Source organism: Streptococcus sp. CL9.43 (assembly GCF_049737935.1).
GTDB classification, from domain to species: Bacteria; Bacillota; Bacilli; order Lactobacillales; family Streptococcaceae; genus Streptococcus; species Streptococcus infantis_I.
The window spans coordinates 46,445-71,037 of the sequence record NZ_JBKOTS010000001.1; the positions used below are offsets into that span (position 1 = coordinate 46,445).

Annotated in this window: 26 protein-coding genes, 1 tRNA gene and 1 riboswitch; of the genes, 6 read left to right on the forward strand and 21 right to left on the reverse strand. The window is 36.7% G+C overall.

The window, feature by feature from the left end; genetic code table 11:
• Positions 1-153 precede the first annotated feature (153 nt).
• The 5 genes from ACLNCS_RS00255 to ACLNCS_RS00275 are packed head-to-tail and all read right to left on the reverse strand — an operon-like array spanning position 154 to position 4,340.
• Positions 154-843 carry a sugar phosphate nucleotidyltransferase gene (locus ACLNCS_RS00255; RefSeq protein ID WP_070678203.1) on the reverse strand — a complete coding sequence of 230 codons (690 nt, stop codon included), beginning with the start codon at positions 841-843 and terminating at the stop codon, positions 154-156.
• A gap of 12 nt (positions 844-855) precedes the next feature.
• Positions 856-1,734, reverse strand: coding sequence for a DMT family transporter (locus ACLNCS_RS00260; protein WP_070678201.1), 879 nt, complete (start codon positions 1,732-1,734; stop codon positions 856-858).
• Complete coding sequence (locus ACLNCS_RS00265; protein ID WP_070678200.1) at positions 1,724-2,593, reverse strand: phosphotransferase family protein; 870 nt, start codon at positions 2,591-2,593, stop codon at positions 1,724-1,726. Before ACLNCS_RS00265 ends, ACLNCS_RS00260 begins: the two co-directional genes overlap by 11 nt.
• A gap of 12 nt (positions 2,594-2,605) precedes the next feature.
• Positions 2,606-3,628, reverse strand: coding sequence for a ribitol-5-phosphate dehydrogenase (locus ACLNCS_RS00270; RefSeq protein ID WP_070678198.1), 1,023 nt, complete (start codon positions 3,626-3,628; stop codon positions 2,606-2,608).
• 4 nt (positions 3,629-3,632) lie between these two features.
• The gene (locus tag ACLNCS_RS00275) at positions 3,633-4,340 is read right to left on the reverse strand and encodes an IspD/TarI family cytidylyltransferase (protein ID WP_006149770.1); all 708 of its coding nucleotides are present in this window, start codon (positions 4,338-4,340) and stop codon (positions 3,633-3,635) included.
• A 315-nt stretch (positions 4,341-4,655) separates the two neighbouring features.
• On the opposite strand from ACLNCS_RS00275, the gene ACLNCS_RS00280 reads away from it, so the two are divergent.
• Entirely contained in the window at positions 4,656-4,955 is a 300-nt protein-coding gene (locus ACLNCS_RS00280; protein ID WP_006145479.1) for a YbaB/EbfC family nucleoid-associated protein, read from the forward strand.
• Positions 4,956-4,995: 40 nt separating this feature from the next.
• Here the strand turns inward: ACLNCS_RS00280 and ACLNCS_RS00285 are convergent, their stop codons facing one another.
• The 10 genes from ACLNCS_RS00285 to ACLNCS_RS00330 form a co-directional block, all read right to left on the reverse strand.
• A complete protein-coding gene (locus ACLNCS_RS00285; protein WP_424846613.1) occupies positions 4,996-6,759 on the reverse strand; it encodes a glycerophosphoryl diester phosphodiesterase membrane domain-containing protein in 1,764 nt (587 codons plus the stop codon).
• 9 nt (positions 6,760-6,768) lie between these two features.
• Positions 6,769-7,359 carry a 3'-5' exonuclease gene (locus ACLNCS_RS00290; RefSeq protein ID WP_424846615.1) on the reverse strand — a complete coding sequence of 197 codons (591 nt, stop codon included), beginning with the start codon at positions 7,357-7,359 and terminating at the stop codon, positions 6,769-6,771.
• Positions 7,360-7,428: 69 nt separating this feature from the next.
• A complete protein-coding gene (locus tag ACLNCS_RS00295) occupies positions 7,429-7,920 on the reverse strand; it encodes a DUF536 domain-containing protein (protein ID WP_004252719.1) in 492 nt (163 codons plus the stop codon).
• Positions 7,921-8,114: 194 nt separating this feature from the next.
• Positions 8,115-8,993, reverse strand: a complete 879-nt coding sequence (gene truB, locus ACLNCS_RS00300; RefSeq protein ID WP_424846617.1) for a tRNA pseudouridine(55) synthase TruB — start codon at positions 8,991-8,993, stop codon at positions 8,115-8,117.
• A 3-nt stretch (positions 8,994-8,996) separates the two neighbouring features.
• Entirely contained in the window at positions 8,997-9,800 is an 804-nt protein-coding gene (locus ACLNCS_RS00305) for an alpha/beta fold hydrolase (RefSeq protein WP_414264580.1), read from the reverse strand.
• 46 nt (positions 9,801-9,846) lie between these two features.
• Positions 9,847-10,275 carry an N-acetyltransferase family protein gene (locus ACLNCS_RS00310; RefSeq protein ID WP_424846620.1) on the reverse strand — a complete coding sequence of 143 codons (429 nt, stop codon included), beginning with the start codon at positions 10,273-10,275 and terminating at the stop codon, positions 9,847-9,849.
• A gap of 9 nt (positions 10,276-10,284) precedes the next feature.
• The gene (locus tag ACLNCS_RS00315) at positions 10,285-11,559 is read right to left on the reverse strand and encodes a DUF2130 domain-containing protein (RefSeq protein ID WP_424846622.1); all 1,275 of its coding nucleotides are present in this window, start codon (positions 11,557-11,559) and stop codon (positions 10,285-10,287) included.
• An 80-nt stretch (positions 11,560-11,639) separates the two neighbouring features.
• Entirely contained in the window at positions 11,640-12,437 is a 798-nt protein-coding gene (locus tag ACLNCS_RS00320; RefSeq protein ID WP_424846624.1) for a formate/nitrite transporter family protein, read from the reverse strand.
• A gap of 89 nt (positions 12,438-12,526) precedes the next feature.
• The gene (locus ACLNCS_RS00325) at positions 12,527-12,946 is read right to left on the reverse strand and encodes a hypothetical protein (protein WP_424846626.1); all 420 of its coding nucleotides are present in this window, start codon (positions 12,944-12,946) and stop codon (positions 12,527-12,529) included.
• Between the two features lie 111 nt (positions 12,947-13,057).
• A complete protein-coding gene (locus ACLNCS_RS00330) occupies positions 13,058-13,567 on the reverse strand; it encodes a QueT transporter family protein (RefSeq protein WP_016465913.1) in 510 nt (169 codons plus the stop codon).
• Positions 13,565-13,662, reverse strand: a riboswitch (PreQ1 riboswitch). (Overlaps the previous gene by 3 nt.)
• Before the next feature lie 28 nt (positions 13,663-13,690).
• Between ACLNCS_RS00330 and ACLNCS_RS00335 the strand changes: the two genes are divergently transcribed.
• The 3 genes from ACLNCS_RS00335 (at position 13,691) to ACLNCS_RS00345 (ending at position 14,756) form a co-directional block, all read left to right on the forward strand.
• A complete protein-coding gene (locus tag ACLNCS_RS00335) occupies positions 13,691-14,125 on the forward strand; it encodes a GtrA family protein (RefSeq protein ID WP_424846628.1) in 435 nt (144 codons plus the stop codon).
• Between the two features lie 70 nt (positions 14,126-14,195).
• The gene (mscL, locus tag ACLNCS_RS00340; RefSeq protein ID WP_036752858.1) at positions 14,196-14,576 is read left to right on the forward strand and encodes a large conductance mechanosensitive channel protein MscL; all 381 of its coding nucleotides are present in this window, start codon (positions 14,196-14,198) and stop codon (positions 14,574-14,576) included.
• A gap of 108 nt (positions 14,577-14,684) precedes the next feature.
• Positions 14,685-14,756: transfer RNA gene (locus tag ACLNCS_RS00345), tRNA-Arg, on the forward strand.
• A 65-nt stretch (positions 14,757-14,821) separates the two neighbouring features.
• On the opposite strand, the gene ACLNCS_RS00350 is transcribed toward ACLNCS_RS00345, so the two are convergent.
• Both ACLNCS_RS00350 and ACLNCS_RS00355 read right to left on the reverse strand, forming a co-directional pair.
• A complete protein-coding gene (locus ACLNCS_RS00350; RefSeq protein WP_424846631.1) occupies positions 14,822-16,723 on the reverse strand; it encodes an ATP-binding cassette domain-containing protein in 1,902 nt (633 codons plus the stop codon).
• A gap of 79 nt (positions 16,724-16,802) precedes the next feature.
• Positions 16,803-18,014: a DUF5105 domain-containing protein gene (locus tag ACLNCS_RS00355; protein ID WP_070678177.1), complete on the reverse strand. Its 1,212-nt coding sequence runs from the start codon at positions 18,012-18,014 to the stop codon at positions 16,803-16,805.
• 238 nt (positions 18,015-18,252) lie between these two features.
• Between ACLNCS_RS00355 and ACLNCS_RS00360 the strand changes: the two genes are divergently transcribed.
• The gene (locus ACLNCS_RS00360) at positions 18,253-19,971 is read left to right on the forward strand and encodes a phospho-sugar mutase (protein ID WP_424846633.1); all 1,719 of its coding nucleotides are present in this window, start codon (positions 18,253-18,255) and stop codon (positions 19,969-19,971) included.
• A 106-nt stretch (positions 19,972-20,077) separates the two neighbouring features.
• A complete protein-coding gene (locus ACLNCS_RS00365; protein ID WP_225750394.1) occupies positions 20,078-20,425 on the forward strand; it encodes a thioredoxin in 348 nt (115 codons plus the stop codon).
• Positions 20,426-20,460: 35 nt separating this feature from the next.
• On the opposite strand, the gene ACLNCS_RS00370 is transcribed toward ACLNCS_RS00365, so the two are convergent.
• The 4 genes from ACLNCS_RS00370 to mutY all read right to left on the reverse strand — a co-directional run bounded on the left by ACLNCS_RS00370 (position 20,461) and on the right by mutY (position 24,543).
• Positions 20,461-21,270, reverse strand: coding sequence for an MBL fold metallo-hydrolase (locus ACLNCS_RS00370; protein ID WP_424846636.1), 810 nt, complete (start codon positions 21,268-21,270; stop codon positions 20,461-20,463).
• A gap of 1 nt (position 21,271) precedes the next feature.
• The gene (gene vicK, locus ACLNCS_RS00375) at positions 21,272-22,621 is read right to left on the reverse strand and encodes a cell wall metabolism sensor histidine kinase VicK (RefSeq protein WP_424846638.1); all 1,350 of its coding nucleotides are present in this window, start codon (positions 22,619-22,621) and stop codon (positions 21,272-21,274) included.
• On the reverse strand, positions 22,614-23,318 hold the full coding sequence (gene yycF, locus ACLNCS_RS00380; protein ID WP_004252689.1) for a response regulator YycF: 705 nt from the start codon (positions 23,316-23,318) through the stop codon (positions 22,614-22,616). Before yycF ends, vicK begins: the two co-directional genes overlap by 8 nt.
• A 70-nt stretch (positions 23,319-23,388) precedes the next feature.
• Positions 23,389-24,543 (reverse strand): A/G-specific adenine glycosylase, encoded by a 1,155-nt coding sequence (gene mutY / locus ACLNCS_RS00385; RefSeq protein WP_424846640.1) that lies wholly within the window; start codon positions 24,541-24,543, stop codon positions 23,389-23,391.
• Positions 24,544-24,593 lie beyond the last annotated feature (50 nt).

Genomic DNA, 24,593 nt, shown 5'->3' on the forward strand with positions numbered 1-24,593 from the left:
GCACTTGCTTACCTGCTTCTATCGTAGTTTCTTTTCTCTGACACCTTGTGAGTCTCTCTGGACTTCCCTTAAAGGTTAAATTTTCACTAGTATACTGCATCAAGCCTAAAAAGTCAAGTAAAAATAGGTCAGGTATCAGTTCATAAAAACTGCTTATTTTTGTGAAGAGAGAATCTTCTCCAATTTTTGATAATCTTTGACACTATCAATTTCGTAGATAGAATTTTCTTCCAACTCTTCTACGTAAACATCTAATTCTTTGATATTATCTTTAACCATGTTGTCCCAATAGAGATCAACAAATTCGCCGCTTGCATAGGCTTCATCAATAAAACCAACAATCTTTTCAGCTGTTGGAGCATCCCAGAATGATACACCACTCAAGATGCGTCCATTTTTGCTATCAACAATAATATCTTGAACTTTGTAATCATCTCCGTAAACTAGGAACCACTCATTATCACAGTCCTCGCGATAAACACTGAAATAAGTAGAACGTTCGATATCATTACGGAACATATTCTTGAAAAGATAGTTATCCGCATCGATAACGTAGCTGTTAGCCAACTCTTCTTTTACCAAGTAAAGAGAGTAAAAGTTATTGTAATCAGCAAACTTATCATTAAAGACTAAACGAACACCATATTTTTCTTTAAGGTAGTCGAATTGTTCTTTCAAATAACCTACGACAATAATAATGTCATCAATTCCACGTTCTTTTAAAAATTCAATTTGATATTCAACCAAAGGTTTTTGATTGACTTTAACCAAGGCTTTGGGAGTATTTTCTGTCATGGGTCTCAAACGAGTTCCCAAGCCCGCTGCTAAGATGATCGCTTTCACGCGCTTTCTCCTTTATTCTTTAATAATAATGTAAACACCAGCCATTACGATAAGTGAAGTAATGATGGTTAGCAAATTAAGGGGTGAACCCAAGAAAATTGCTGCAAATAAAACAGTCCATACTACATAACTCACATTTAATCCAGTAGCTTTTGCTGGCTGCAATCGATTGATAGCCATATAGTAGGCGAGATAAGAGATCATATTAAATGCTGCAAAGACTATCAATAAACCAAACAATTGCCCATTTGCCACTTCTGCAAATGAGTGATGCGAGAAAAGCACAATAACAAGATAAGACAAGAAGGATGTAACTTGACGAATCAAGAGAGCTTCAATTTCGCTGAGGTCACTTTCCATAGCAAAGGAGCTCAGAACACTTTCACTTCCCCAAGCAAAAGCACAAATCAAAGCACATAGAATACCTATATAGAAAGAATTAACCTGCTCTGCTTTATAGGTCTGAGCAATAATCCCAGCAATGATTAGAAAGATACCAAAAATTGTATTTTTGGAAATCTTGTGCTTCAAAAAGAAGAAGGCAAGCAAGACTGAGACTGCCGGATAAATAGCTGAGACTGACGAAGCTAATGAACTTCCAATATACTTAACCGCATAGAGATTGGCCTGCATACCAATCGGACCGGCTAGTAAAGCTCCGATGATAACACTGACATTTCGAATGTTCAAGAAGATTGAAAAACGAACTCTGCCTTCCTTAACTAGAAGATATCCTAGCAAGATAAAAATACTTAGGAAATCGTGTGCTGCTGCTACTACGAAGGGCGATAAATCCGTGAATATTGAAAAGATATAAGCACTAATAGTTAATCCTAATCCCCAGAACACACCTGATAGTAGCCCAAAAGAAACTCCATTTTTAGTTTTCATTTAAATCTCCTTCAGACTCTAATTCTTTTACTGCTCTATTGTAACGAGAGATTCCGTAATCTCCGAAATCTGCACCATTTTCTTCTTTGTAAATAGTCCAAAGACTCCAAATGATATCTTGCAAGATTTTGTAAATACGAATTTTCTCCCTTGAAACTGGAGTCTTGTCACTCTCGTAATGACTTAAAAAGTCTTCTTCTTCTGCACTTGTAAATTCAGATTCTAGGAAGAGGGCTGCCAAATCCCACATAGGATCATTCATAGAAGAATATTCCCAATCAATTAGATAAAGATGTCCGTCTGGACCTTCAATAAAGTTTTCTGGAACCAAATCAATATGACATGATTTCTTGTCAATTCCAATTTGTTCAAGCTCTTCTTTCAGAGAAAATACAGCCTTTCTGACAGCTTCATAATTAGGATAAGAAATCTCCCCTTGAATCAATGATTCATATTTTTTAATTTCCTCAAAAGGAGCAAACTCTCCTTTCAATTCTTTACCAGAAGCATGAATCGTTTGTAAAATTGGAGCTATCTTTTCAAATTTAGTTTTAATGGTATTAAAATTAAGTGTCTCAGCATTTTCGATGTACTGATTAACCTTGATACCTGCTTCGATATCAAAAAGATAATTTTCTACATCTAATTTTAAATCTTTCAACAACTCAAGATTGTACTTTTCATTCTGGCGGTCGATTAATTTATCAGTACCTTTACCAAAAAACTTAACGATGTACTGGTTTGAGGTTGTTTTAACCAAATAGTTTTGATTGGTCATCCCCCCCAATTGTTCAACGCTCTGAATTTCTTCGTCAGCTGACAATAAGGAAGCAATCTTTGCTTTAACGATTTCCTTCACAATAATCCTCCATTATACTTCCCACTTAAAGACTGTCTTAAATGCGGTATTTAAGTCAGTTGCAAAAACTCGGTGAATATCTTTAATTTCTCTGACTGGTTCTTCTAGATAAATGATATTCTTCAAACGATTGGCAAATTTTTTAATTTCCATCATTTGGATAGCATTTTCAAAGTCAATTCTTCCTGAACGTGAAGAGCCGACTAGTAACAAGCCTTTTTCCAATGAATCCCGAGTGTTGATGTTGACCTTATACTCACTAACACCCATCATCAAAATGGTCCCTTGTGGTTTGATGTAACGGATCAAGTCATTAATAGCAGGTCCGCATCCATCACCACCACAGCATTCAAAACCATGGTCAAAACTAAGATCCTCTGGGATACTATCAGTGATGTAAAGCTCTTTAGCAAAAGAGAAGAGTTCCAACTTTTCCCAGTGACGACCAATTACGATAATTTCAGCTTCAGGCAAGGTATAGTTGATAATATTTGCCATGACAAAGGCTAGACTACCATCACCAATGACAGCTATTCTCTGTCTTCTGCTATGAGAAACTGTCAAAAAACGATTCATGGCATGCATACCAACACTGACAAATTCAGTGATAGCAGCTACCGTATCTTCGATGTCAGCATAAGCTACTACACGATCTTTTGGAAGAGAAACAAACTCACGCATGAATCCATCATAACCACTTGACAAGAAGTAGGTACCTGTCATGTAGTTTTCATAGAACTCCTCGTCACTTTGCATAGGTGGTTGATTTGGAATCATAACAACCTTCTGACCAACCTTATAGGTACCTGTTGGATCAGAAATAACAGTTCCACAAGACTCATGAATCATAGCCATTGGAAGCTTTTTAGATAATATTTTGGGATCACGCTTTCCTTGGTAATAGCGTTGATCCGCATGACAAACCGCCATATAATTTGGTCGAATGAGGATATGATTCTCTTGGTCAATCTCTTCTTCCTGATATTTAATATTGATAAATTTTGGTTTTGTCAGTTGATAAATTTGATTAATCATGTCTCTAGTCTTTCTCAATCATGCTTTTAGCAATCTTCAAGTCTGTAACTGTTGTAATTTTAAGGTTTGAGTATTCACCTTTAGCCAAGGCCACATCTTTACCCTTAATGACAAAGATTTTACATGCATCTGTTAAAATTTCTTTTTCTTCTGCTGATAATGAACCATACAAATCAATAAAGTCTTTACAACGGAATGTTTGTGGAGTCTGTCCTTGGTAAAGATGAGCACGATTTGGAATATCTGTAATAAACTGACCATTTGTGCTTTCAACAATTGTATCCACCGCTTCAACCACAGTGTCAACCGCATCATGTTTTTGAGCAAGAGCGATATTGTCTTGAATCATACGAAGAGTGATAAAGGGACGAACCGAATCATGTGTTACTACGATATCATCTTCTGTTAGTGGACGGTAAGCATCGATGGCTTCAATAATCTTTTCAATACTAGAATTACGATCAGCCCCACCTTTTGTAATGATGATACGTTCCTTGTGGAGTGGAAGGAATTTTTCAACTAAATCTTCTGCATGTGTCACCCAGTCGCCATGAACCCCAACAACGATTTTTTCAATACTTGGTTCTAAGACGAATTTTTCAATTGTATGAATTAGAATTGGGCGATCTCCCAACTCAAGAAATTGTTTGGGTAAGTTACTAATTCCCATGCGCGTGCCGGTTCCACCTGCTAAAATTCCAGCATAAATCATATTGATTCTCCTTTGGTTTGTACTAAAAACTCATTCTTTCCTATTATATCATAATCTAGCACTATCTTAAAATAAATACTAGGTCCCTCTAGCTAGAAACTAGTATCAAAATCACGTTTTTGGCAAAATTGAGTTCTAATCTGTCATTTCTAGCTCTCGATTAATATAGAGTTCTTCAGAATAATATAGAAAGCTTAAAGAAACCTTAAACCATTGGTTGATATATATAGCTATCCTGAAATTTTAATTAGACTTTTCCAATTAAAATTGTTAAAATAAAATGGAAAATAAAAGAAAAGGAAGCTACAAACCACCATGATGAATATGCAAAACATGATGCGCCAAGCTCAAAAACTTCAAAAACAAATGGAACAAAGTCAAGCTGAGCTTGCTGCTACTGAATTTGTTGGAACTTCTGCTCAAAATCTGGTAACTGCAACATTAACTGGTGATAAAAAAGTCGTTAAAATTGATTTTGATCCAGCAGTCGTAGATCCAGAAGATATTGAGACACTATCTGATATGACTGTCCAAGCACTCAATGCTGCTCTCGAGCAAATTGACGAAACTACCAAAAAGAAACTTGGTGCATTCGCAGGTAAATTACCTTTTTAATATCGTACAAAAAGAGGCTGGTTAACAGCCTCTTTTTTGATTAGAATGTAAAGAATTCAGTTGCCTTTTTTAAAAGCAAGTCTGTATACTCAGGATCTTCCTGAGCTGTTTCTAGTTCATCTTTAATCATTTCCAAGTTATCCGTTATCATGCCGTTGACACCTAAGCGGAAAGACTTATCAAATGACTCAGAACTATTGATTGTCCATACATAGAGTTTTTGTTCAGTATTCCAAAGTTTGGTTACAAAGTATTCGTCCAATGTAGAGTACTCCATAGTATACCCCGTTGCATTTGTTCTCGGGAAGACAGAATTATAAGGAAGGATAAAATAGATTGGAATATCCTTATCATACTGGGTTACTTTCTCAACAACGTGATAATCCAAGGATTGCATTTGATGACCATAAACCTTAATTTTTGCAGCATACTTTTCGAGAAAATGATCCATCATTTGCGGACTATCTTTGTGGCTAGTCTTAATTTCAATAAGAAGTTTCTGATGCAATTCATTTGCGCGATTCAGATAATCATCAAAACTCGAAATCTTCGTCGTATGACCATTCTCGTGTATGTCGATCTGTTGTAACTCTTCCAGAGTCAAATCCTGTGGCGTCTTATTCAAACCTGCTAATCCTCTAAGATTTGCATCGTGCATCATGACAAATTGACCATCCTTGGTTTCCTGGATATCCATCTCGATTAAATCTGGTTTTAATTGAGATGTTTTTTCTAAAGATTGAATGGTATTTTGCACACCATTGCCATTTGATACGCCACGATGTGAAATTACAAGTGGCGGATTGACTACAGGAGCTTCTAGATAATTATATCCTTCAATTGCAAAGAAAGTACTTGCACAGACCATCACACCCCATCTCATGATATGGTCCTTCTCCCGTCTTGGCATAATGTCAAGTTCTTCTCCTGTTAGAAAAGAAGAGAATTTAATAAGGAAATAGGTTAATGCCATATAATGAAAATTCTTGATGAGAACAAAGTTAATAATAGCAAGAACTAGGGATTCTTTCTGTGTTATGCTATCCACTATAAACTGAATTGATAATATAGGGATGAGAGGTAGGTAAAAGAATAGGTTTGTCTTTACAATAATTAAGAATAAATGCCAGGCATAAAACCAAAAGTTATTCTTTGTTTTTTCAAGACTATAAAGAACGGAGTCCTTAACTGACATCTTTTCGTAAAAGACTTTTGGTAATGCGAACATCAACCGAACTGAAACATAGAAGAATAAAAGTGATAAGCTGATAATAGCTACCCACCACATCCAATATTTATCTTCCATGTAAGTTTGGATAAACTCCGGAATCACTATTTTATTGAAATAATAAATCTTAAATATCTTTCTGATAAAAGGAAATAGCATTGCCACAAAAAGAAAGATAAATAATGCTTTAGAAATAGTCAACTTCTTCATAAAAGCTAGGCTTTCACGGAATACTTTTCGACTATATTCTATGAGAGTTCTTTTTTCATGATAAAGGAGATGACGTGCTCCAATAAAGAGAATACTGAGTTGAAAATAGGCTACCAGTAGATTAATGGCTATCAAAACCACAAAACCAAGACTGACTATAGGAGCATTTTTTATGATTGAAAAAATATTGTTATAAGAAATAAACAAATATCCAGTCTGACTTAGTAAAAATCCAGCTATGACTGAGTTTAATGGCAACCAAATATAGTCAACCAGCATAAAGATTAGAAAGAATAGAAATAGGATTTTATCTAGATTAAGGTAAATCTTTTTAAAACCCAATTTTTTCGGTTTTTCAGGTTTCATAAAAACCTCCTAATCAAAAAGTTGTGATAAATCTAAACCACCAAAAGGATTAGAATTGAGGTTGCTCTGAGTATTGAGTAAAAGCCGACTCTCATCCGAATCCAGAAAAGCTTCATAAATTTGCGCAGTCATGCGAGCATCTTCTAAACTATTATGAGATTGCCCTTTAAATCCTAGAAAGCTAGCCACAGTTTGCAATTTTAGATTAGCAATTCCATGTAGATCAGAACTACGACGTTCAAAAGCCTCATCATAAAGATCGACTTTATATTGATCACGATAGTCAAACCCATGTTCTAGTAAAATCGGTAAATCACTCTTTGCTGCATTATAACCAACAAGTGGCAAAGCTCCAACAAAATCTTGAAACTTTTGGAGAACTTCTTCTACCTTTGGAGCATCTTTGAGAGTCTCTGAAGTAATACCAGTCAAACCATTAATAAAACTTTTCAAAGGAACATCAGTGTAGACATAAGAGTCAAACGCTCCTACTTCTTCACCGTCTTTAAAATGTACCGCCGATACTTGAATCAAATGAGTCTTATCCTGGTGTTTGTTAAATTCTAAATCAAATGAGATATAATCTCTTAGTGTTTCCATCTTATCGTACCTAATTAGTTTGTAAAAAGAAACCACCTGGTCTATTTATAGAAACCAAGCAGTTTTTTCTTATTTTCCAAATAAGCGAGCAAAGAAGCCTTTCTTCGATGCTTGTACTTCTTGCTTAGCTTGATCCAACTCCAACTGAAGTGTTTCTTGATCCTTCATAGCTTGAAGGGTTAACTGTTGTTGTTGATCCAATTGCTTATCTTTTTCAGCGATTTGGCGGTCTTTGACTCGCATCTGTTCATCTTTTTCAGCCAGTTGTTTATCTTTAGCTTTTAATTGCTCATAAAGACGGATGATTTCGGCATTCTTCTCATCAACAAGAATCTCCATGAGTTCTCGCTGCTTAACTTCATCACTAACTGGTTCATCTTCAAAGATAGTCTTTTTGTAGATTTCTTCAAGTTTGATCAATCCACTACGGGTAACAACGGTGACACCTTTGTCGTTTTTTGTAATATCTTCTTCAGGTAATTCTTTGACACGATTATTGATTGCTTGTCGGGATAGCCCCAAGACCTCAGCAATCTCACTGACAGTCATTTCAATACTCATAATATCCTCTATTTTTCTCTAACTTTTCTTAAATTAAATCTTATCATAAGTAAACCGAACTGTCAAATAACACTGTATTTTCAATGGTTTTTTAGGACATAAAATTCTAAAATATTTTCACGGCCATTTTTTGAAATGTATGAGAAAAACTCATCTTCTAAATTGTAGATAAAAATCAACGGTTTGGTAAATTTTTAAGAGAAAACCTTTCTAGGTTTATAAAGATTTTCACGCTTTTCTAAAATAGCTAATAGCTTCTCGCCTTCAAAAGCAGCTAATTGTTTTTCTGTTTGCTCCAATTCGATAAAACGTCCAAAACGGACTTCTTCTGCCTGTTCAGGTGTAAGAAAAACTTTGACAAGGTCACCTATCCCAATCTCTAGAGGATGGAGAAAGTCCAACTCACCAGACTCTACTTTTGCAGTAATTTCTTCTAGAGTCAATGCGTCCTCCAATTGCAAACCAGCAGCACTGGTCCGTGTTAACTGAGACATATGCGCAGCATAACCAAGTTTCTCTCCCAAGTCGACTGACAAAGTACGGATATAAGTACCCTTACTGCATTTTACACGAAAAGTAAATCGTGCAAGATGACCATCATAAGAAATCAGACTCGTTCTTTCAAAACTATAAATCGTCACCTGACGTTCAGGACGTTCCACTTCCTGACCAGCACGCGCATACTCATAGAGTTTGCGACCATTGACCTTAACGGCCGAGTACATTGGTGGGATTTGAGTGATAGGACCAGTTAAACTCGCAATGACTTCATCGACAAGATGTTCATCCAATGGAGCTAACACAGGAGTTTCTGCAACTATTTCACCACTAGCATCCTCAGTAGTCGTAGAGTATCCAAGTGTGATTTCACCTTCGTAGACCTTTCCCTCATCCTGCATGAACTCAACCATGCGAGTCGCCTTCCCTACAGCAATGGGTAAAACACCCACAACATCCGGATCCAAGGTCCCACCGTGTCCGATTTTCTTAGTCCCTAAAATCTTACGCAGTTTAAAAACCGCATCATGTGAGGTCATCCCTGCTTCTTTCTTTAAGTTGATAATACCGTTCATTCATTAACTTTCTAAAAATACTAAAACTCTCTTTTGGAAATCCTTATTCTGTTCATATAGTGCATGCCCACACTCTGGCAAAATAGTGAGCTGGTTACTTTTGATATGCTGATGCATTCTAAGCGAAGCTTCTACGCCAAGAACATCATCTTTTTCTGCTCCAACGATTAACGTAGGGCAGTTAATTTTTTCCAAAAAATCTAGACTATCATGTTTCAAACAAGATACAGCCTGAATATCAATACGTTGTTTATCTTTAATGCGACCAAAGATTCCCATTATTCGATAAAGGTATTTAAATCTTCCAAAGGATTTAGTCGTGTAAGAGTGACGAGCAATATCAATCATCAGATCTTTATAAGTACCTGTTTGAATCAGGTTCAGCCAGCAACTAATTCTCTCCCTACCTAGATTACTTAGTTTAGCAGTTGTGACAGCTAAAACTAGCTTTTGAACCTTTTCAGGGAAATCCGCCACCAACCATTGGGCAATCATTCCACCTTGCGAAATCCCCATAACATAGGCACTGGTAATATTTAATATCTCCATTGCTTCTGCTACATCTGCTGCCATATCCCGTGTCGTATACCCCTGCCTCAACTCATTGATTCGAGAAAAAACATAAATTTTGTAACGTTCCGCAAGTATACGGTATATGATTGAAAGAGGTATAGCAATACCTTTCACGGTCTGAAGCCCATCCCCCAAGCCTGGTATAATTACTAGAGGATCCTTTCCTTTTCCAAATGTCACATATTCCATGCTCTTTTCGTTAAAATGTAAGGTTTTCCCTTTTGTTGAAGACATTACTTCGTTCCCTCTACTATTTTTTCATGATTTATTTATGTTGAATTTATAAATGCAAGGCAAAGCCGGCAGTCACTTTTTCAAATCCAACCGCCTGATAAAACTGATGTGCAGCATTTCGTTCAGCGGTTAATCCACTATTTAGAGCCAGTGCCTCAGCTCCTTCTTTTACCGCTTGTTTTTTCAATTCATCGATTAGCCTGCTAGCAATTCCTTGTCGTCTTGTTTCTTTTGCAACTGACAAAGCCAAAATACGATAGTAATATCCATCTGCTTCAAAAAAGAAGAGCTTTGCATAACCTAAGAAACCTAAAATATCTCCGTTTCTTTCAGCTATAAGACAGCCATAATGTGGCTGAGAAAGAATCAGTTCTAAACGTCGAGACAGCTTAGAAGCGGTCGTTGGATAGCCCAAGTCTTTGTATAAAGACAGTAGAGCTTCAGCATCTTTCATGGTTGCTTTTCGTATCTGCATAGTTTCCTCCTAGTCTTCCCTCAAGGCATCAAACTTAGCTTTCATAGTCGGATTTTTTCTTGTCAATTTTTTAACGGAAACATCATCAAGCTTATTGTTAGCGAGACGGAGTTGATTTTCTGATGTTGTCAAGAATTTCTTGACTTCTTCCATCCGCTTAATAGCCTTGTCGATTTCATCGATGGCCTTACCGAAGTTGACGGAAGCCGAATTGTAGTTCTTAGCAAAGGCTACCTTGAAGGCTTCTAAGTCTTCTTCAAAGTGAGTAATATCAATGTTTTGCTCACGTATAAGTGCTAGTTCCTGCTTGTATTTTAGGGAATTAAGAGCCGCATTACGCAAGAGCCCAATCAGTTGGATAAAGAACTGAGGACGCACGACGTACATTTTCTCATACTCATGACTGACATCCACAATCCCTGTGTTAAAGTAGTTATTATCGGCTTCTAACATCGATACTAATACAGCATACTCACAGTTCTTCTCACGGCGGTCCTTATCCAACTCTTTGTAGAAATCAGCATTCTTGTGCTTCTTCTCAGTTCCATCCGCTTCATTTTTCATCTCAAACATGATGGAAATGAATTCCAGCCCATTTTCATCAAAATCACGGAAGATGAAGTCTCCTTTAGAACCACGCGCAGAAATCTTGTTGTCCTTTTCAAAATAAGCATTTGGAAAGGCAAAACTACGAACCTTGTTAAACTCGCTCTCTGCATACTGTTCTAGACTTTCACCAATAGCTTTTGTAGATTGTTGTGCCTTGAAATTCTTGTAAAACTCAACTTGCTCACTAGCTGCCTTAAGCTGGGCTTCATAGTTTTGTTTAACAGAAGCAAGAGAAAGCTCGTTTTCTTTTTCTTGCAAAAGGAGCTGATTTATGACCTGATCGCGTTCTTTTTCCAGGTCAGAAAGAGTTTTTTGTAGTTGATTCTCATGCTCCAAGCGCAAGGTGGCCAATTGATTCTCAAGAGCTTGGACCTCTTTTTCTTTTTCTAACAGACTTTGGCTAGCGCTTTGCTCTACCTCTTTTTTGGCCAATTCTTTTTCAGTATCGAAGTTTTGAATTTGACTTTGTAGCTGGGCAATTTCTTGATCCTTTTGAGCAAGTTTTGCCTGTTGTTCATTCAAGGCCTTTTGCTCCACCAATGTCAACTCTTGCTTGATTCGCTCGTGCAATTCCTTGTCAAACTCTACAGTACGAACTTGAGAAATCAGTTCTGCGTATTGACTTTCATTTACTGTAAAAACTTCGCCACAATTTGGACATTTAATTTCGTTCATGATTTTCCTCTAAATTTAACATTACTACTTTCATTATAGCATGGAAAAACAAAAAGAAAAAGTTGGAATCAATCCAACTTTTAATCTACATATGTATCTTCGTTTTTGTTTAAGAAAGCGTAAGGTAATCCAATTAGTAGACCACCACCAATAAAGTTACCGATAAAGGTCACACCCCAGTGACGAAGGATATTTCCAATACCGAAGTTTGCAATTGAATCAGCAGCGACACTGAATTTCACAATCGCAAATGAAGCAAAGTTAGCGGCGATGTGTTCGTTTGTTAAGAATACAAACATGTAAATAGCTGAAAGAACCAACCAAAGTTTAGCTCCACCATCTTTCACCAAAACAAATGATAGAATTGCGATATTTACAAAGATATTCGCTAAAATACCTTCAAGTAATACCAATTCATTCGAACGTGCTAACTTCATTTCTACAACGCCGGAAATAAAGCTATCATGTGTTAAGTTTGCGTAAGCTGCTGAGTGTGCGAATCCCCAACCAGCGATAAGCGCACCAATTAAGTTAAAGAAAGTACAATACAAAAGAATTTCAGCTGTTTTTCTCCAGCTAATTTTTTTCAAAAAGCTACCAGCTGTAAGGAACATCATATTTGATGTAACCAACTCAGTATTCAAGAAGACAATGTAGGCCAATCCCCAAGCGAAAACAAATGGGAAAAGGAAGCGTCCGCTACCAGGAGCAATCTTATTGATCAAGTCAGCACCAACAGCTCCAGCTGCTGTACTGAAGGTAAGGAATGCACCTGCAAACATTGAACGGATAGCATACTTGAATTTGCTATTTGAATAAAGACTTTCTTTCTTTTTACAAGCAAATTCAATTTTTGAGATAAATTCTGATGAAACCATATAAACTCCTAAAACTTTTTATTTGTGAATATTATAACATAAAATCGACTTTATGGAAAGGCTTTCTGAAATTTTAAAAAAATTAAAACCTATGTTTCTAAAATTCGGATCTTAATATTGTATTTTTTTGTTTCATTTTTTAAATTCTTCACTAATTGTTCAGACTCTTTTGATTGGCCAAAGAAAAAGGCCAGAGCTTTTCCACTCTTTTGTTGGATACACAAAAGATATCTGGCTCCATTCAATTTAACACTTGGAATAAAATTGACCTCAATCATTTTAATATCATTTAGAGGTATAATGCGATTTCTAAAGACAAAAGCATTATGGATATAAAAATTCCCCTGTGCAATTTGAAATGGTGATAAAAAATTTCCGCCACTCCTTTTGGCTATACTATACCGACGCCAAAGTATCAGTAAAAGAATGAAGGCTAGAAAGTAAATTGCCGATGTAATAACAGGACTTTTCGACAATGATTTAAATCCAATCCAAAAATAATCAAACATAAAAACCGACTCTCTTCATTTTTCTTCATTATACCACTTTTATAGGATATTAATTCATAAAAAAAGACTAAACAAAGTTCAGTCCATTCATCAGATTTAAATATTGGATACTTATCTCGTCAAATCGATACGTTGCCCAATTTTACCAATGATAATAGCTCCTACAATGAGTGAAGCGAATTCTCCGATACCAGTAGTGAACCATGTAAAGAAGAATGGTGCTTCTGCTACGATGTGCAATTCAGCAGCGATTGTTACCATTGAAATTGAAAATAGAATTGAAAAGAAGAAATGATCTTTACGAATCAATCCATTAAAAAGATAGTCTTTACTGTATTTGCTAAACAACAAGACTCCTAAACTTAAGAAGACAAGTGTTGAACCTCCACCGACAGCGACATCAATGAGTCCAAAACTGAAGAAGTTAGCAATCATACATCCAAGAGTAACACCGATAATGTACTTAGGATTGTAAAATGCTAGAAAATTCATCATTTCAGAAATACGGAACTGATAAGCACCGTAGCTGATAGCATTAAGTGGTGGTGTGATTGTCAAAACCACATAAATAGCTGCGACAATGGCAATATCTGCCAAATCACGAACAGTTAGTTTTTTCATATTTTCTCCTTTAGCGGCTATCCCGCGTATAATATGCTTGGTGAAAGAAGCTAAGCACCAAGGGTTGATCAAGTCAACTTTATAAGTATAGCACAAATATAGGCTTTATGCTATACTAATCTTATGAAAAGATACATAAAAAAATTCTTCGATAACGAAATTCTATCCTATTTATTTTTTGGAGTTGCTACTACGATTGTTTCCGTAGGAACCCGCATGATTATATTTTTTCTAACGAGACAAGAGTTGCTAGCAACTGCTTTAGGAAATATAACAGGAATTTTGTTTGCTTTTTTCACCAATGACACATTTGTATTTAAGCAAGAAAGAAAAAACTGGTTTAATCGATTAATTAAATTTACCTCTGCAAGACTTATCACCTTTTTATTAGATCTTCTACTAACTTTTATTTTTGTAACATGCTTCCCACAAATTATTGGTTACTTTGTTGGAAATGATATTAATACAATTAATACAGTTGAAATCTTCATTGCACAAGTTACGATGGTGGTTCTCAACTACGTTTTTAGTAAGCTTTTCGTATTTAAAAAAAAATAAGCACTTTTCTTGCATTTAATATAAATTTACGATATAATCTAGACTGAAAAATTTCGAAAGGAAAAAGATTATGTTAAAGGACCTTAAAGATTTCTTGCTCCGTGGCAACGTCGTTGACCTTGCTGTCGGTGTGATCATCGCCACTGCTTTTGGTGCTATCATCAATTCATTTGTTAATGATATCATCACTCCACTTCTATTGAACCCAGCCTTGGAAGCTGCAAATGTACAAAACATTGCTGAGCTTGCTTGGAATGGTGTTACATATGGTAAATTCTTGAGCGCTGTTATCAACTTCGTTGTAATTGGTACTGTTCTCTTCTTCATGATTAAAGCTATTGAAAAAGCTCAAAACCTTCGTAAGAAAGAAGAAGTTGTTGAAGAAGCTCCAGCAGCTCCAACTGAATTGGAAGTTCTTCAAGAAATCAAAGCACTTCTTGAAAAAAAATAAACATTTAAAAGGATTTAGGTATTGTCTAAATCCTTTTTTATTGTTATATTTCATCTTTTAGATGACTCTTGAGTTACACCATATTTTTTGATATAATGAGGGAAGTTTCCACCCTTAGTGTAATGGATATCACGTAAGATTCCGGTTCTTGAAATGGGGGTTCGATTCCCTCAGGGTGGATTATAGATAAAATATTATTAATAATTGAAAAAGCAGTGTATTATCACTGCTTTTTTTATTTATATCTATACCTGCTCCGATAATTCTTCCCACTCTAGCATTGCTTCTTCTTGACGATGGCTAATTTTATCCAGTTCTGCTTGTAATTGCATGAGTTCATCTGCATCATTGGTTGTATGCATTTGTTCTGAAATAGCTTGGGCTTGATTTTCTAATTCTTCGATTTCTGCCTCTAGGTTTTCGATTTGTCTCATCAACTTACGAAGTTCTTTTTGACTTTCCTTTTGAGCTTGGTAGTCATTAACTGGAGAAGCCACTTTTTCTTGGCTATAAGTTGACGCTTCTTCCTCTTGACTAGCTGCCAACTCTGCTTTTTTTTCAACATAATAGTCATAATCACCCAAATAGACGGTCGAACCATTTTCGGACAATTCCAGAACATGTGTAGCGACACGATTGATAAAATAACGGTCATGGCTGACAAATAGAAGAGTTCCATCAAAGTCAATTAGTGCATTTTCCAGAACTTCCTTACTATCAATATCCAAATGGTTGGTCGGCTCGTCAAGAATCAGGAAGTTATTATTTTCCATTGATAGTTTAGCCAGTAACAAGCGAGCTTTCTCTCCACCTGAAAGCATGCCAACTGATTTCTTTACATCATCACCTGAAAAAAGGAAGGCGCCTAAACGATTTCGGATTTCCACTTCTGGCGTCAATCTAAAATCATTCCAAAGTTCATCTAAAACTGTATTACTTGGTGTCAACTTACTTTGAGTTTGGTCATAGTAGCCAACTTCAACATTCGCACCGAAACGCTTCTCACCCTTTATAAAAGGGATCTGATCAACAATAGACTTGATAAAGGTTGTCTTTCCAATCCCATTCGGACCTACAACTGCTACGGCATTCATCTTACGAAGGTCGAGGTTTATAGGCTCTGATAATATTTCTCCATCATATCCAATAGCAGCATTCTCAACTGTCAGCACAATATTACCAGATGTTTTATCAGAGTGAAAGGTCATATTGGCTGATTTATTCCCAGCTTCAGGCTTATCTAAACGCTCCATCTTTTCCAGTTGTTTACGTCTAGATTGAGCACGTTTGGTAGTTGAAGCTCGAACAAGATTTCGGCTAACAAAGTCTTCTAAAGCAGCAATTTCCTTCTGTTGCTTTTCGTAGTTCTTAGCTTCAGTCAGTAACTTCTGCTCTTTCTGCTCCACAAAGCTTGAGTAGTTTCCTACATATCTATCTAAAGAATGTTTGGTTAAGTCGAGCGTTATGGTTGCTACCTTATCGAGGAAATAACGGTCGTGACTAACAATTATCAAGGCACCACTGTAATTAACCAGATAGTTTTCTAACCAGGCAATGGTTTCAATATCCAGGTGGTTGGTCGGCTCATCCAAAACCAAGAGATTTGGCTTTTCAAGGAGCATTTTGGCTAGGGCTAATCTTGTATTTTGACCTCCAGAAAGCTCAGCAATTTTCATCTGCCACATAAACTCATCAAACTTAAAACCATTTAAAATGGCGCGAATATCAGCTTCATAGGTAAATCCTCCAGCCTGACGGAATTCTTCAGATAGACGATCGTAGTCTGACATGAGCTTATCGAGTTCTGCACCTGTCTTTTCCCCCATCTCTAGCTCCATTTGGCGAAGTTGTCTTTCAGTAGTACGTAAGTCATCAAAGACGTGAAGCATCTCGTCATAGATAGTATTTTCGGATTCAAATCGACTATCCTGTGCTAAGTAAGAAAGGGAAATATCTTTTTTCTTATTAATCTCACCAGAAGTTGGCTCTTCTTCCCCGACCAATATCTTTAATAGTGTCGACTTACCTGCTCCATTTTTACCAACGAGAGCAATACGATCTCTTTCATCTACTTGTAGATTAATATTTTCAAATAGAACATCGCCCGCAAAAGAACGTTCGATTTTATTAGCTTGTAAAATAATCATGTAACTATTTTACTATCTTTTTCTGTTTTTAACAATTCAAATAAAAAAAGTTCGAGCTTTAAACTCGAACTTTTAGATATTAATAACCAATACCACCACGGAATGTACGTGCCATATCTTTTAAGTTATAGTTCTTAGAAGATGTGTCGATTGTCCATTTACCGTCTTTCTTAGTCATCTTGATTTCGTAACCTTCTTTTTGCATATTATCGCTAGTATCAAGAGGAGTTGAATCAAATTGACTTGGTGCATTTTCTAAAATGTACTTCTCACCAGCTTTCATAGCTTCTGAGTAGCTGCTGTATTTACCTTTGTTTTCGTCGTAGAATTTACGGCTCAATTCATGGACATTCAAGTTATCCAAGTCGATTGTTTCAGGTCTTACATAGATAACTGCATAGTCTGGCAAGTAAGTTTTTACTTTGTAATCAACTTTTGCTCGTTTTGCATTTGCTTTGATATATGCTTCTGCAAATGTACGAAGTTCAGAATCAGATGGTTTGTAGTTGTAGAATCCTTTACCGAATGACTCAATAAATTTCTTGATAAATTCTTCTCTGTCAGCCTTCACATCGTTTGTAATAAGGTCAGAAGAGCTTGAAGATTTTTTATCATCTGACTTCTTGTCGTCAGATTTCTTATCGTCTGATTTCTTATCATCTGACTTTTTATCTTCAAGTGCAACGATTTGAGTTTTATCATTAGTAAAGCTTACGTTTGATGCACCACCAGTGTTTTCACCATCTAGGTAAACAGCATCAACATAATTTTTCATAGCTTCTTTAGCTTCATCAATAGTATCTTCGTATTGACTTGGATCAACCTTGATAGCTACGTCATTTTTACCTTTTTTATTTTCTTTTACATCATCGTAAAAGCTCGGTGCAAAGTGAAGTTCATATTTAGAATCTTTATTAACTTCATAAACTACATAACCAGCAACACTCTTGCCTTTAGAGAGACTATCTCCGTATGACATAAATTTTGTTTTACTGTCTGACTCATAAATTTGAATCGGTTCAACTTTTTCGTCTTTTTCGTTATAAAGTGCAATATCTTGGCTAGTAAAGCTAAACTGTTTATCACGATTGTTTTTAATCTCAACTTGAAGAGCAAGATAGTGTGAATTTGAATCTTCATCTTTAGGAAGGACATACATACCGTCTTTAACAGAAACTTCAAAGTTTGAGTTAGATGCAGTACCATTATCACTTGCTTTCTTACTATTTCCACAAGCTACCAATGCTAAAGCAGTCAAAACTAAAGCAGAATGCTTAAGAACTTTTTTCATAATAGAAAATCTCCTTTTTTTATTTATTATATTGTACCATACAGTCAAAAATTTTCAAACCAGAAACAGGAAATCGCTTTTAAAAATATTGTAAATTTTTAAATATAATAAATATCTACTCATTCTATGATTAAAATGAAACTTAAATTCAAAGAACTGAGCCACGCTAACGTTTTACTAAAACTTTAAATCGTGGTATAATGAAGGCGATTAGATTATATATTAAAGGAGATATCTTATGACTTACCAAGAAAACTACCAAAAATGGGTTGATTTCGCTGACCTACCAGATTACCTTCGTCGTGATTTGGAAAACATGGATGAAAAAACTAAAGAAGATGCCTTCTACACAAATCTTGAATTTGGTACTGCAGGTATGCGCGGATTAATTGGTGCGGGTACAAACCGTATTAACATCTATGTTGTTCGTCAAGCAACAGAGGGGTTGGCTCGTTTGATCGAATCAAAAGGTGGAAACGAAAAAGAACGTGGTGTTGCCATCGCTTATGATAGCCGTCACTTCTCTCCAGAATTTGCCTTTGAATCAGCAGCAGTTCTTGCTAAACACGGTATTAAATCATATGTCTTTGAAAGTCTCCGTCCAACTCCAGAACTTTCATTTGCTGTTCGTCACCTCAACTGCTTTGCAGGTATCATGATTACGGCTAGCCACAACCCTGCTCCATTCAATGGTTACAAGGTTTACGGAGAAGATGGTGGTCAAATGCCTCCACATGATGCGGACGCTTTGACAACTTATATTCGTGCTATTGAAAATCCATTTGCAGTTGAAGTTGCTGATGTGGAAGCCGAAAAAGCTTCAGGTTTAATCGAAGTTATTGGTGAAGCAGTCGATGCAGAATACCTCAAAGAAGTTAAAGATGTAAACATCAACACAGCCTTGATTGAAGAATTTGGTAAAGACATGAAGATTGTCTACACTCCTCTTCACGGTACTGGTGAAATGTTGGCTCGCCGTGCTCTTGCACAAGCAGGATTTGATTCAGTTCAAGTCGTGGAAGCTCAAGCAACTCCAGATCCAGACTTCTCTACTGTTAAATCACCAAACCCAGAAAGTCAAGCAGCCTTTGCTCTTGCTGAAGAACTAGGTCGTCAAGTTGGAGCTGATGTTCTTGTGGCGACTGACCCTGATGCTGACCGTGTTGGTGTTGAAGTTCTTCAAAAAGATGGTAGCTACCTCAACCTTTCAGGTAACCAAATCGGTGCTATCATGGCTAAGTACATCTTGGAAGCCCACAAAAATGCTGGAACTCTTCCAGAAAACGCAGCACTCTGCAAGTCTATCGTTTCAACTGATTTGGTTACTAAGATTGCTGAAAGCTACGGCGCAACCATGTTTAATGTTTTAACTGGTTTCAAATTTATCGCTGAAAAGATCCAAGAATTCGAAGAAAAACACAATCACACTTACATGATGGGATTTGAAGAAAGCTTCGGTTACTTGATTAAACCATTTGTGCGTGATAAAGATGCTATCCAAGCCGTTCTTGTCGTTGCTGAGCTTGCTGCCTACTACCGTTCTCGTGGTTTGACTCTTGCTGATGGTATCGAAGAAATCTATAAAGAATACGGCTACTATGCTGAAAAGACTATTTCTGTAACTCTTTCAGGTGTTGACGGTGCTGAACAAATTAAAGCTATTATGGCTAAATTCCGCAACAACGCACCAAAAGAGTGGAACGGAACAGCTATCTCAGTTATTGAAGATTTCAAAGAACAAACATCTACTGCTGCAGATGGAAGTGTTACTGCTTTGACGACTCCTCCAAGTGATGTATTGAAATACACACTTGCTGACGGTTCATGGATTGCAGTTCGTCCTTCTGGTACTGAACCAAAAATCAAGTTCTACATTGCCGTTGTTGGAGAAAGCAACGAAGATTCACAATCTAAGATTGCTAATATCGAAGCTGAGATCAATTCCTTTGTAAAATAAGATATTAAAAGATGAGATAAGATTGTCTCATCTTTTTCCGTATCAAATCTGAGCATTTTTAAAGACTTTATGGCATACTAGATTTAAAAGAAAGCGAGGAAAACTCATGGAACAATTTTTAGATAATATTAAAGATCTTGAAGTTACAACTGTTGCGCGTGCACAAGAAGCCATCGACAAAAAAGAAACAGCAACCTTCTTTATTGGACGCAAGACTTGCCCTTACTGCCGTAAATTTGCTGGCACTTTGGCTGGTGTGGTAGCTGAAACAAAAGCACACATCTATTTCATCAATAGTGAAGAACCAAGTCAACTAGATGCATTGCAAGACTTTCGATCACGTTACGAAATCCCAACTGTACCAGGTTTTGTTCATGTTGAAAATGGAGAAATCAAGGTTCGTTGTGACTCTTCTATGACAGCACAAGAAATCAAAGATTTTGCTGGTTTGTAAAAAGCATAAAAAAAAGAAGGTGAGGCCTTCTTTTTTTATATATCAGTTAGTGGAGTTGCAGTGTCTGGAGACGTATCGTAAACTTGAAAATCAACTCCTACTCCTAGATCTGCTTGAGCTAGCTGATTGACCATGGTCATGTGAGCTAGCTCCTTGATATTATTCTCTTTAGATAGATGTCCTAGGTAAATCTTCTTGGTACGATTACCTAGTGTGCGAATCATGGCATCTGCTCCATCTTCATTTGAGAGGTGACCAAGGTCAGACAGGATGCGTTGTTTGAGTCGCCAAGCATAAGATCCAGCTCTCAGGATTTCCACATCATGATTAGACTCAATCAAGTAACCATCTGCATTCTCGACAATGCCAGCCATACGGTCACTAACATAACCTGTATCCGTCAGCATAACAAAGCTCTTGTCATCCTTCATAAAACGGTAGAATTGGGGAGCAACTGCATCATGGCTAACTCCAAAACTCTCAATGTCGATATCTCCAAATGTTTTAGTTTTTCCCATTTCAAAGATATGCTTTTGAGAAGAGTCAACTTTACCTAGATACTTACTATTTTCCATAGCCTGCCAGGTCTTTTCATTGGCGTAAAGATCCATGCCAAACTTACGAGCTAAAACTCCAACACCATGTATATGGTCAGCATGCTCATGCGTAATCAAAATAGCATCCAAATCTTCTGGTTTACGATTGATTTCACCCAATAAGCTTGTAATTTTTTTACCAGATAAACCGGCATCCACTAAAATCTTTTTCTTGGGGGTTTCTAGATAAAAGGAATTTCCACTAGAACCCGATGCTAAAATACTATATTTAAAGCCTGTTTCACTCATTCTAGTCTTCTACTTCATCCTCCCAAATCTCGTCTTTTACAGCATCCTTATCATAAGGAAGAACAATGGTAAAGGTAGAACCCTTACCGTATTCACTCTTAGCCCAGATAAATCCATTGTGTTGCTTGATGATTTCTTTTGCTATAGCAAGACCTAAACCAGTCCCACCTTGGGCACGACTTCTGGCCTTATCAACCCTATAGAAACGATCAAAAATCTTCGGTAAATCTTCTTTAGGAATCCCAAGTCCTTGGTCCGAAATAGATAAAATCATCTGGTCATCAGTGGTTTTCATGCTAACCGTAATTTTACCACCATCAGGAGAATATTTGATAGCATTATTTAGAATGTTATCGATTACCTGAGTCATCTTGTCTGTATCAATTTCAATCCAGACCGATGTAATCGGATAATCTCGAACCAACTCATATTTTTTTTCTTGATCCTGGGCTCGTATCTTATCGAAACGGTTTAGGATAAACGTAATGAAAGCTGTAAAGTTAATCAACTCAACATCTAGATGACTGGTTGCATTATCAATACGCGAAAGATGCAAGAGGTCCGTTACCATTCGCATCATGCGGTTAGTCTCATTTAGAGATACTTTGATAAAATCAGGAGCAACAGGGTCATATAATGCTCCCTCATCCAAGGCCTCCAGGTAAGATTTTACACTGGTCAAAGGAGTTCGCAATTCATGACTAACGTTTGATACGAATAGTCTTCTCTCGCGTTCTTCCTTCTCTTGTTCAGTCGTATCATGTAGAACTGCTACCAAACCAGAGATAAAGCCAGACTCTCTACGAATCAAGGCAAAACGCACACGCAAACTAATATACTCCCCATTGACATTTTGGGAATAAATCATCATTTCAGGACTTTGCGTAATTAAGTCTCTAAGCTCGTACTCATCTTCAATCTTGAGCAACTCTAAAATATTCTGATTGAGCGCGTCATCACTTTCGACTCCAAGTTGTCTTTTAGCCATATCATTAATCATAGTGATTTGACCACGACGATTGGTTGCAAGAACCCCATCAGTCATGTATGATAGGATACTATGCAATCTTTTACTTTCCTGCTCAAGGTTTTCTTGAGTTAGACGAATAACTTCAGACAAATCATTTAAGTTATTCGTAATGTTAGTGATTTCAGTATTCCCCTGCATATCTAATACCTGAGAATAATCACCAGCAATTAAATCTTTAATCTTTTGATTTAACTGTTTGAGTCGAATATTATCCCTACGGCCTTCAAGCAAGAGAAAGCTGACAAGCATAATAAAACCAATTAATATGAGTACAAAGACGAAATCTCTGGTTAAAATTGTTTGTTTAATTATATCAATCATTATTTCTCATATAATAACCCACACCACGACGAGTTAAGATATATTCAGGTCTACTTGGTGTGTCTTCAATCTTCTCACGTAGACGTCTAATGGTAACATCGACAGTACGAACATCACCAAAATAATCATAACCCCAAACAGTCTCAAGGAGATGTTCACGGGTAATAACTTGACCAAGATGAGAAGCTAAGTGATGCAACAACTCAAACTCTCTGTGAGTTAAGTCCAATTCTTCTCCATATTTTTTGGCTACATAAGCATCTGGAAGAATCTCTAAATCCCTAATTTGAAGACTTTGCAATTTAGTATCTTCCTCTTGGTTGTCAACTGCAACTAACTCCGTACGACGAAGAAGAGCCTTCACACGCGCTTGTAGCTCACGGTTTGAAAATGGCTTAGTCACATAATCATCCGCACCAAGTTCAAGACCAATAACCTTGTCAAACTCACTATCTTTTGCTGAAAGCATGATAATTGGAACACTACTTGTCTTGCGAATTGTTTTAGCAACTTCAAGACCATCAATTTCTGGAAGCATCAAATCTAAGATAATAATATCTGGTTTCTCAGCTTCAAACAATTCGATGGCTTCGCGTCCATTAAAGGCTGTAACAACCTCATAACCTTCCTTGGTCATATTAAACTTAATAATATCTGAGATTGGTTTTTCATCATCTACAATCAATATTTTTTTCATATAGTCACCTTTTTCCTTATATCAATTATACCAAAAAAATGCAAAGAAGACACGAAAGACTGGTATTATCCTATCTTTTTAAATATGCTTGCCAAATTTTTTGTTGAGGTTTTGCTAGTGGATAGAGGTCAAACTCTTCAGGAGTTAACCAAACTACCTCTTTATCACAATATTCTTTGCTATCAACTACTTGCCCGGATAAGATTCGTACATGCCACTTTCGATGGCTAAAGACATGTTTCACTTCTTCGAAATGACTATCCTGCCACTCAACTTCTAAATCATAATCCTGCTCAAAACTTTCTTGCGGTGATGGCCCAAGTTGAATAGATGGTTCAGCTACCTGATTAAAGAGATTTAGTTCTTCATTCTTAGAAAATTCATCTACCTCAATCAAGGGAAAATGCCAAAATCCAGCTAGTAACTTTTCACTTTCATTCTTTTCTAGTAAAAACTGTCCTTTAGCATTTTGAACAACTAAAGCATTAAGATAGACGGGAACTGGCTTTTTCTTTGGCGCTTTAATGGGATAGCGATCCATTGTTCCATTTTGATAGGCAGCACTAAAATCTTTAACTGGACTATCTTCTGGCCTCGGATTAACGGGTGCCTCAATATCTGAACCCAAATCCATAAAGGCTTGATTGAAATCACCTGGACGTTCTGGATCAATCAAATTTTCCATTATAGCTTGAAATATCTTGCGATTACTTGGATTACCAATGTCGTGATTGACTTCAAATAAACGAGCCAAAACACGCATGACATTCCCATCAACTGCAGGCTGTGCTAGATTAAAGGCAATACTTGAAATAGCTCCGGCTGTATAGGGACCTATCCCTTTCAAGCTTGAAATACCTTCGTAAGTTGAAGGAAACTCTCCATTAAATTCATTCATAATCTGCTGAGCTGCAGTTCGCATATTGCGAACACGCGAATAATATCCAAGACCTTCCCATGCCTTTAATAAGCGTTCTTCAGATGCATTTGCTAAAGTCTCTACAGTTGGAAAGCTTTCTAAAAAACGTTCATAATAGGGAATAACTGTATCAACTCTGGTCTGCTGCAACATGATTTCAGATACCCAGATATGGTATGGATTTTTACTTCTTCTCCAAGGTAAGTCCCGCTTATTTTCATCATACCAGGCTAAAAGTATTTGACGGAAAGAGAGAATTTTCTCCTCTTCCCACATGGTCACGCCATATTTCTCCAAATCTAACATATATCTAGTATAGCATATCCTTATAGGATACTCAAAAATGAAAATTGTCC

What these genes read in the sequence shown, in the direction of transcription:
- ACLNCS_RS00360 (WP_424846633.1), top strand. Translation starts at nt 18,253, where the DNA reads ATGACTTACCAAGAAAACTACCAAAAATGGGTTGATTTCGCTGACCTA.
- ACLNCS_RS00335 (WP_424846628.1), top strand. Translation starts at nt 13,691, where the DNA reads ATGAAAAGATACATAAAAAAATTCTTCGATAACGAAATTCTATCCTAT.
- ACLNCS_RS00305 (WP_414264580.1), bottom strand. Translation starts at nt 9,800, where the DNA reads ATGTCTTCAACAAAAGGGAAAACCTTACATTTTAACGAAAAGAGCATG.
- ACLNCS_RS00330 (WP_016465913.1), bottom strand. Translation starts at nt 13,567, where the DNA reads ATGAAAAAACTAACTGTTCGTGATTTGGCAGATATTGCCATTGTCGCA.
- ACLNCS_RS00350 (WP_424846631.1), bottom strand. Translation starts at nt 16,723, where the DNA reads ATGATTATTTTACAAGCTAATAAAATCGAACGTTCTTTTGCGGGCGAT.
- ACLNCS_RS00325 (WP_424846626.1), bottom strand. Translation starts at nt 12,946, where the DNA reads ATGTTTGATTATTTTTGGATTGGATTTAAATCATTGTCGAAAAGTCCT.
- ACLNCS_RS00320 (WP_424846624.1), bottom strand. Translation starts at nt 12,437, where the DNA reads ATGGTTTCATCAGAATTTATCTCAAAAATTGAATTTGCTTGTAAAAAG.
- ACLNCS_RS00285 (WP_424846613.1), bottom strand. Translation starts at nt 6,759, where the DNA reads ATGAAACCTGAAAAACCGAAAAAATTGGGTTTTAAAAAGATTTACCTT.
- truB (WP_424846617.1), bottom strand. Translation starts at nt 8,993, where the DNA reads ATGAACGGTATTATCAACTTAAAGAAAGAAGCAGGGATGACCTCACAT.
- ACLNCS_RS00295 (WP_004252719.1), bottom strand. Translation starts at nt 7,920, where the DNA reads ATGAGTATTGAAATGACTGTCAGTGAGATTGCTGAGGTCTTGGGGCTA.
- ACLNCS_RS00355 (WP_070678177.1), bottom strand. Translation starts at nt 18,014, where the DNA reads ATGAAAAAAGTTCTTAAGCATTCTGCTTTAGTTTTGACTGCTTTAGCA.
- ACLNCS_RS00370 (WP_424846636.1), bottom strand. Translation starts at nt 21,270, where the DNA reads ATGAGTGAAACAGGCTTTAAATATAGTATTTTAGCATCGGGTTCTAGT.
- mutY (WP_424846640.1), bottom strand. Translation starts at nt 24,543, where the DNA reads ATGTTAGATTTGGAGAAATATGGCGTGACCATGTGGGAAGAGGAGAAA.
- yycF (WP_004252689.1), bottom strand. Translation starts at nt 23,318, where the DNA reads ATGAAAAAAATATTGATTGTAGATGATGAAAAACCAATCTCAGATATT.
- ACLNCS_RS00260 (WP_070678201.1), bottom strand. Translation starts at nt 1,734, where the DNA reads ATGAAAACTAAAAATGGAGTTTCTTTTGGGCTACTATCAGGTGTGTTC.
- ACLNCS_RS00270 (WP_070678198.1), bottom strand. Translation starts at nt 3,628, where the DNA reads ATGATTAATCAAATTTATCAACTGACAAAACCAAAATTTATCAATATT.
- ACLNCS_RS00310 (WP_424846620.1), bottom strand. Translation starts at nt 10,275, where the DNA reads ATGCAGATACGAAAAGCAACCATGAAAGATGCTGAAGCTCTACTGTCT.
- ACLNCS_RS00280 (WP_006145479.1), top strand. Translation starts at nt 4,656, where the DNA reads ATGATGAATATGCAAAACATGATGCGCCAAGCTCAAAAACTTCAAAAA.
- vicK (WP_424846638.1), bottom strand. Translation starts at nt 22,621, where the DNA reads ATGATTGATATAATTAAACAAACAATTTTAACCAGAGATTTCGTCTTT.
- ACLNCS_RS00365 (WP_225750394.1), top strand. Translation starts at nt 20,078, where the DNA reads ATGGAACAATTTTTAGATAATATTAAAGATCTTGAAGTTACAACTGTT.
- ACLNCS_RS00290 (WP_424846615.1), bottom strand. Translation starts at nt 7,359, where the DNA reads ATGGAAACACTAAGAGATTATATCTCATTTGATTTAGAATTTAACAAA.
- ACLNCS_RS00315 (WP_424846622.1), bottom strand. Translation starts at nt 11,559, where the DNA reads ATGAACGAAATTAAATGTCCAAATTGTGGCGAAGTTTTTACAGTAAAT.
- mscL (WP_036752858.1), top strand. Translation starts at nt 14,196, where the DNA reads ATGTTAAAGGACCTTAAAGATTTCTTGCTCCGTGGCAACGTCGTTGAC.
- ACLNCS_RS00275 (WP_006149770.1), bottom strand. Translation starts at nt 4,340, where the DNA reads ATGATTTATGCTGGAATTTTAGCAGGTGGAACCGGCACGCGCATGGGA.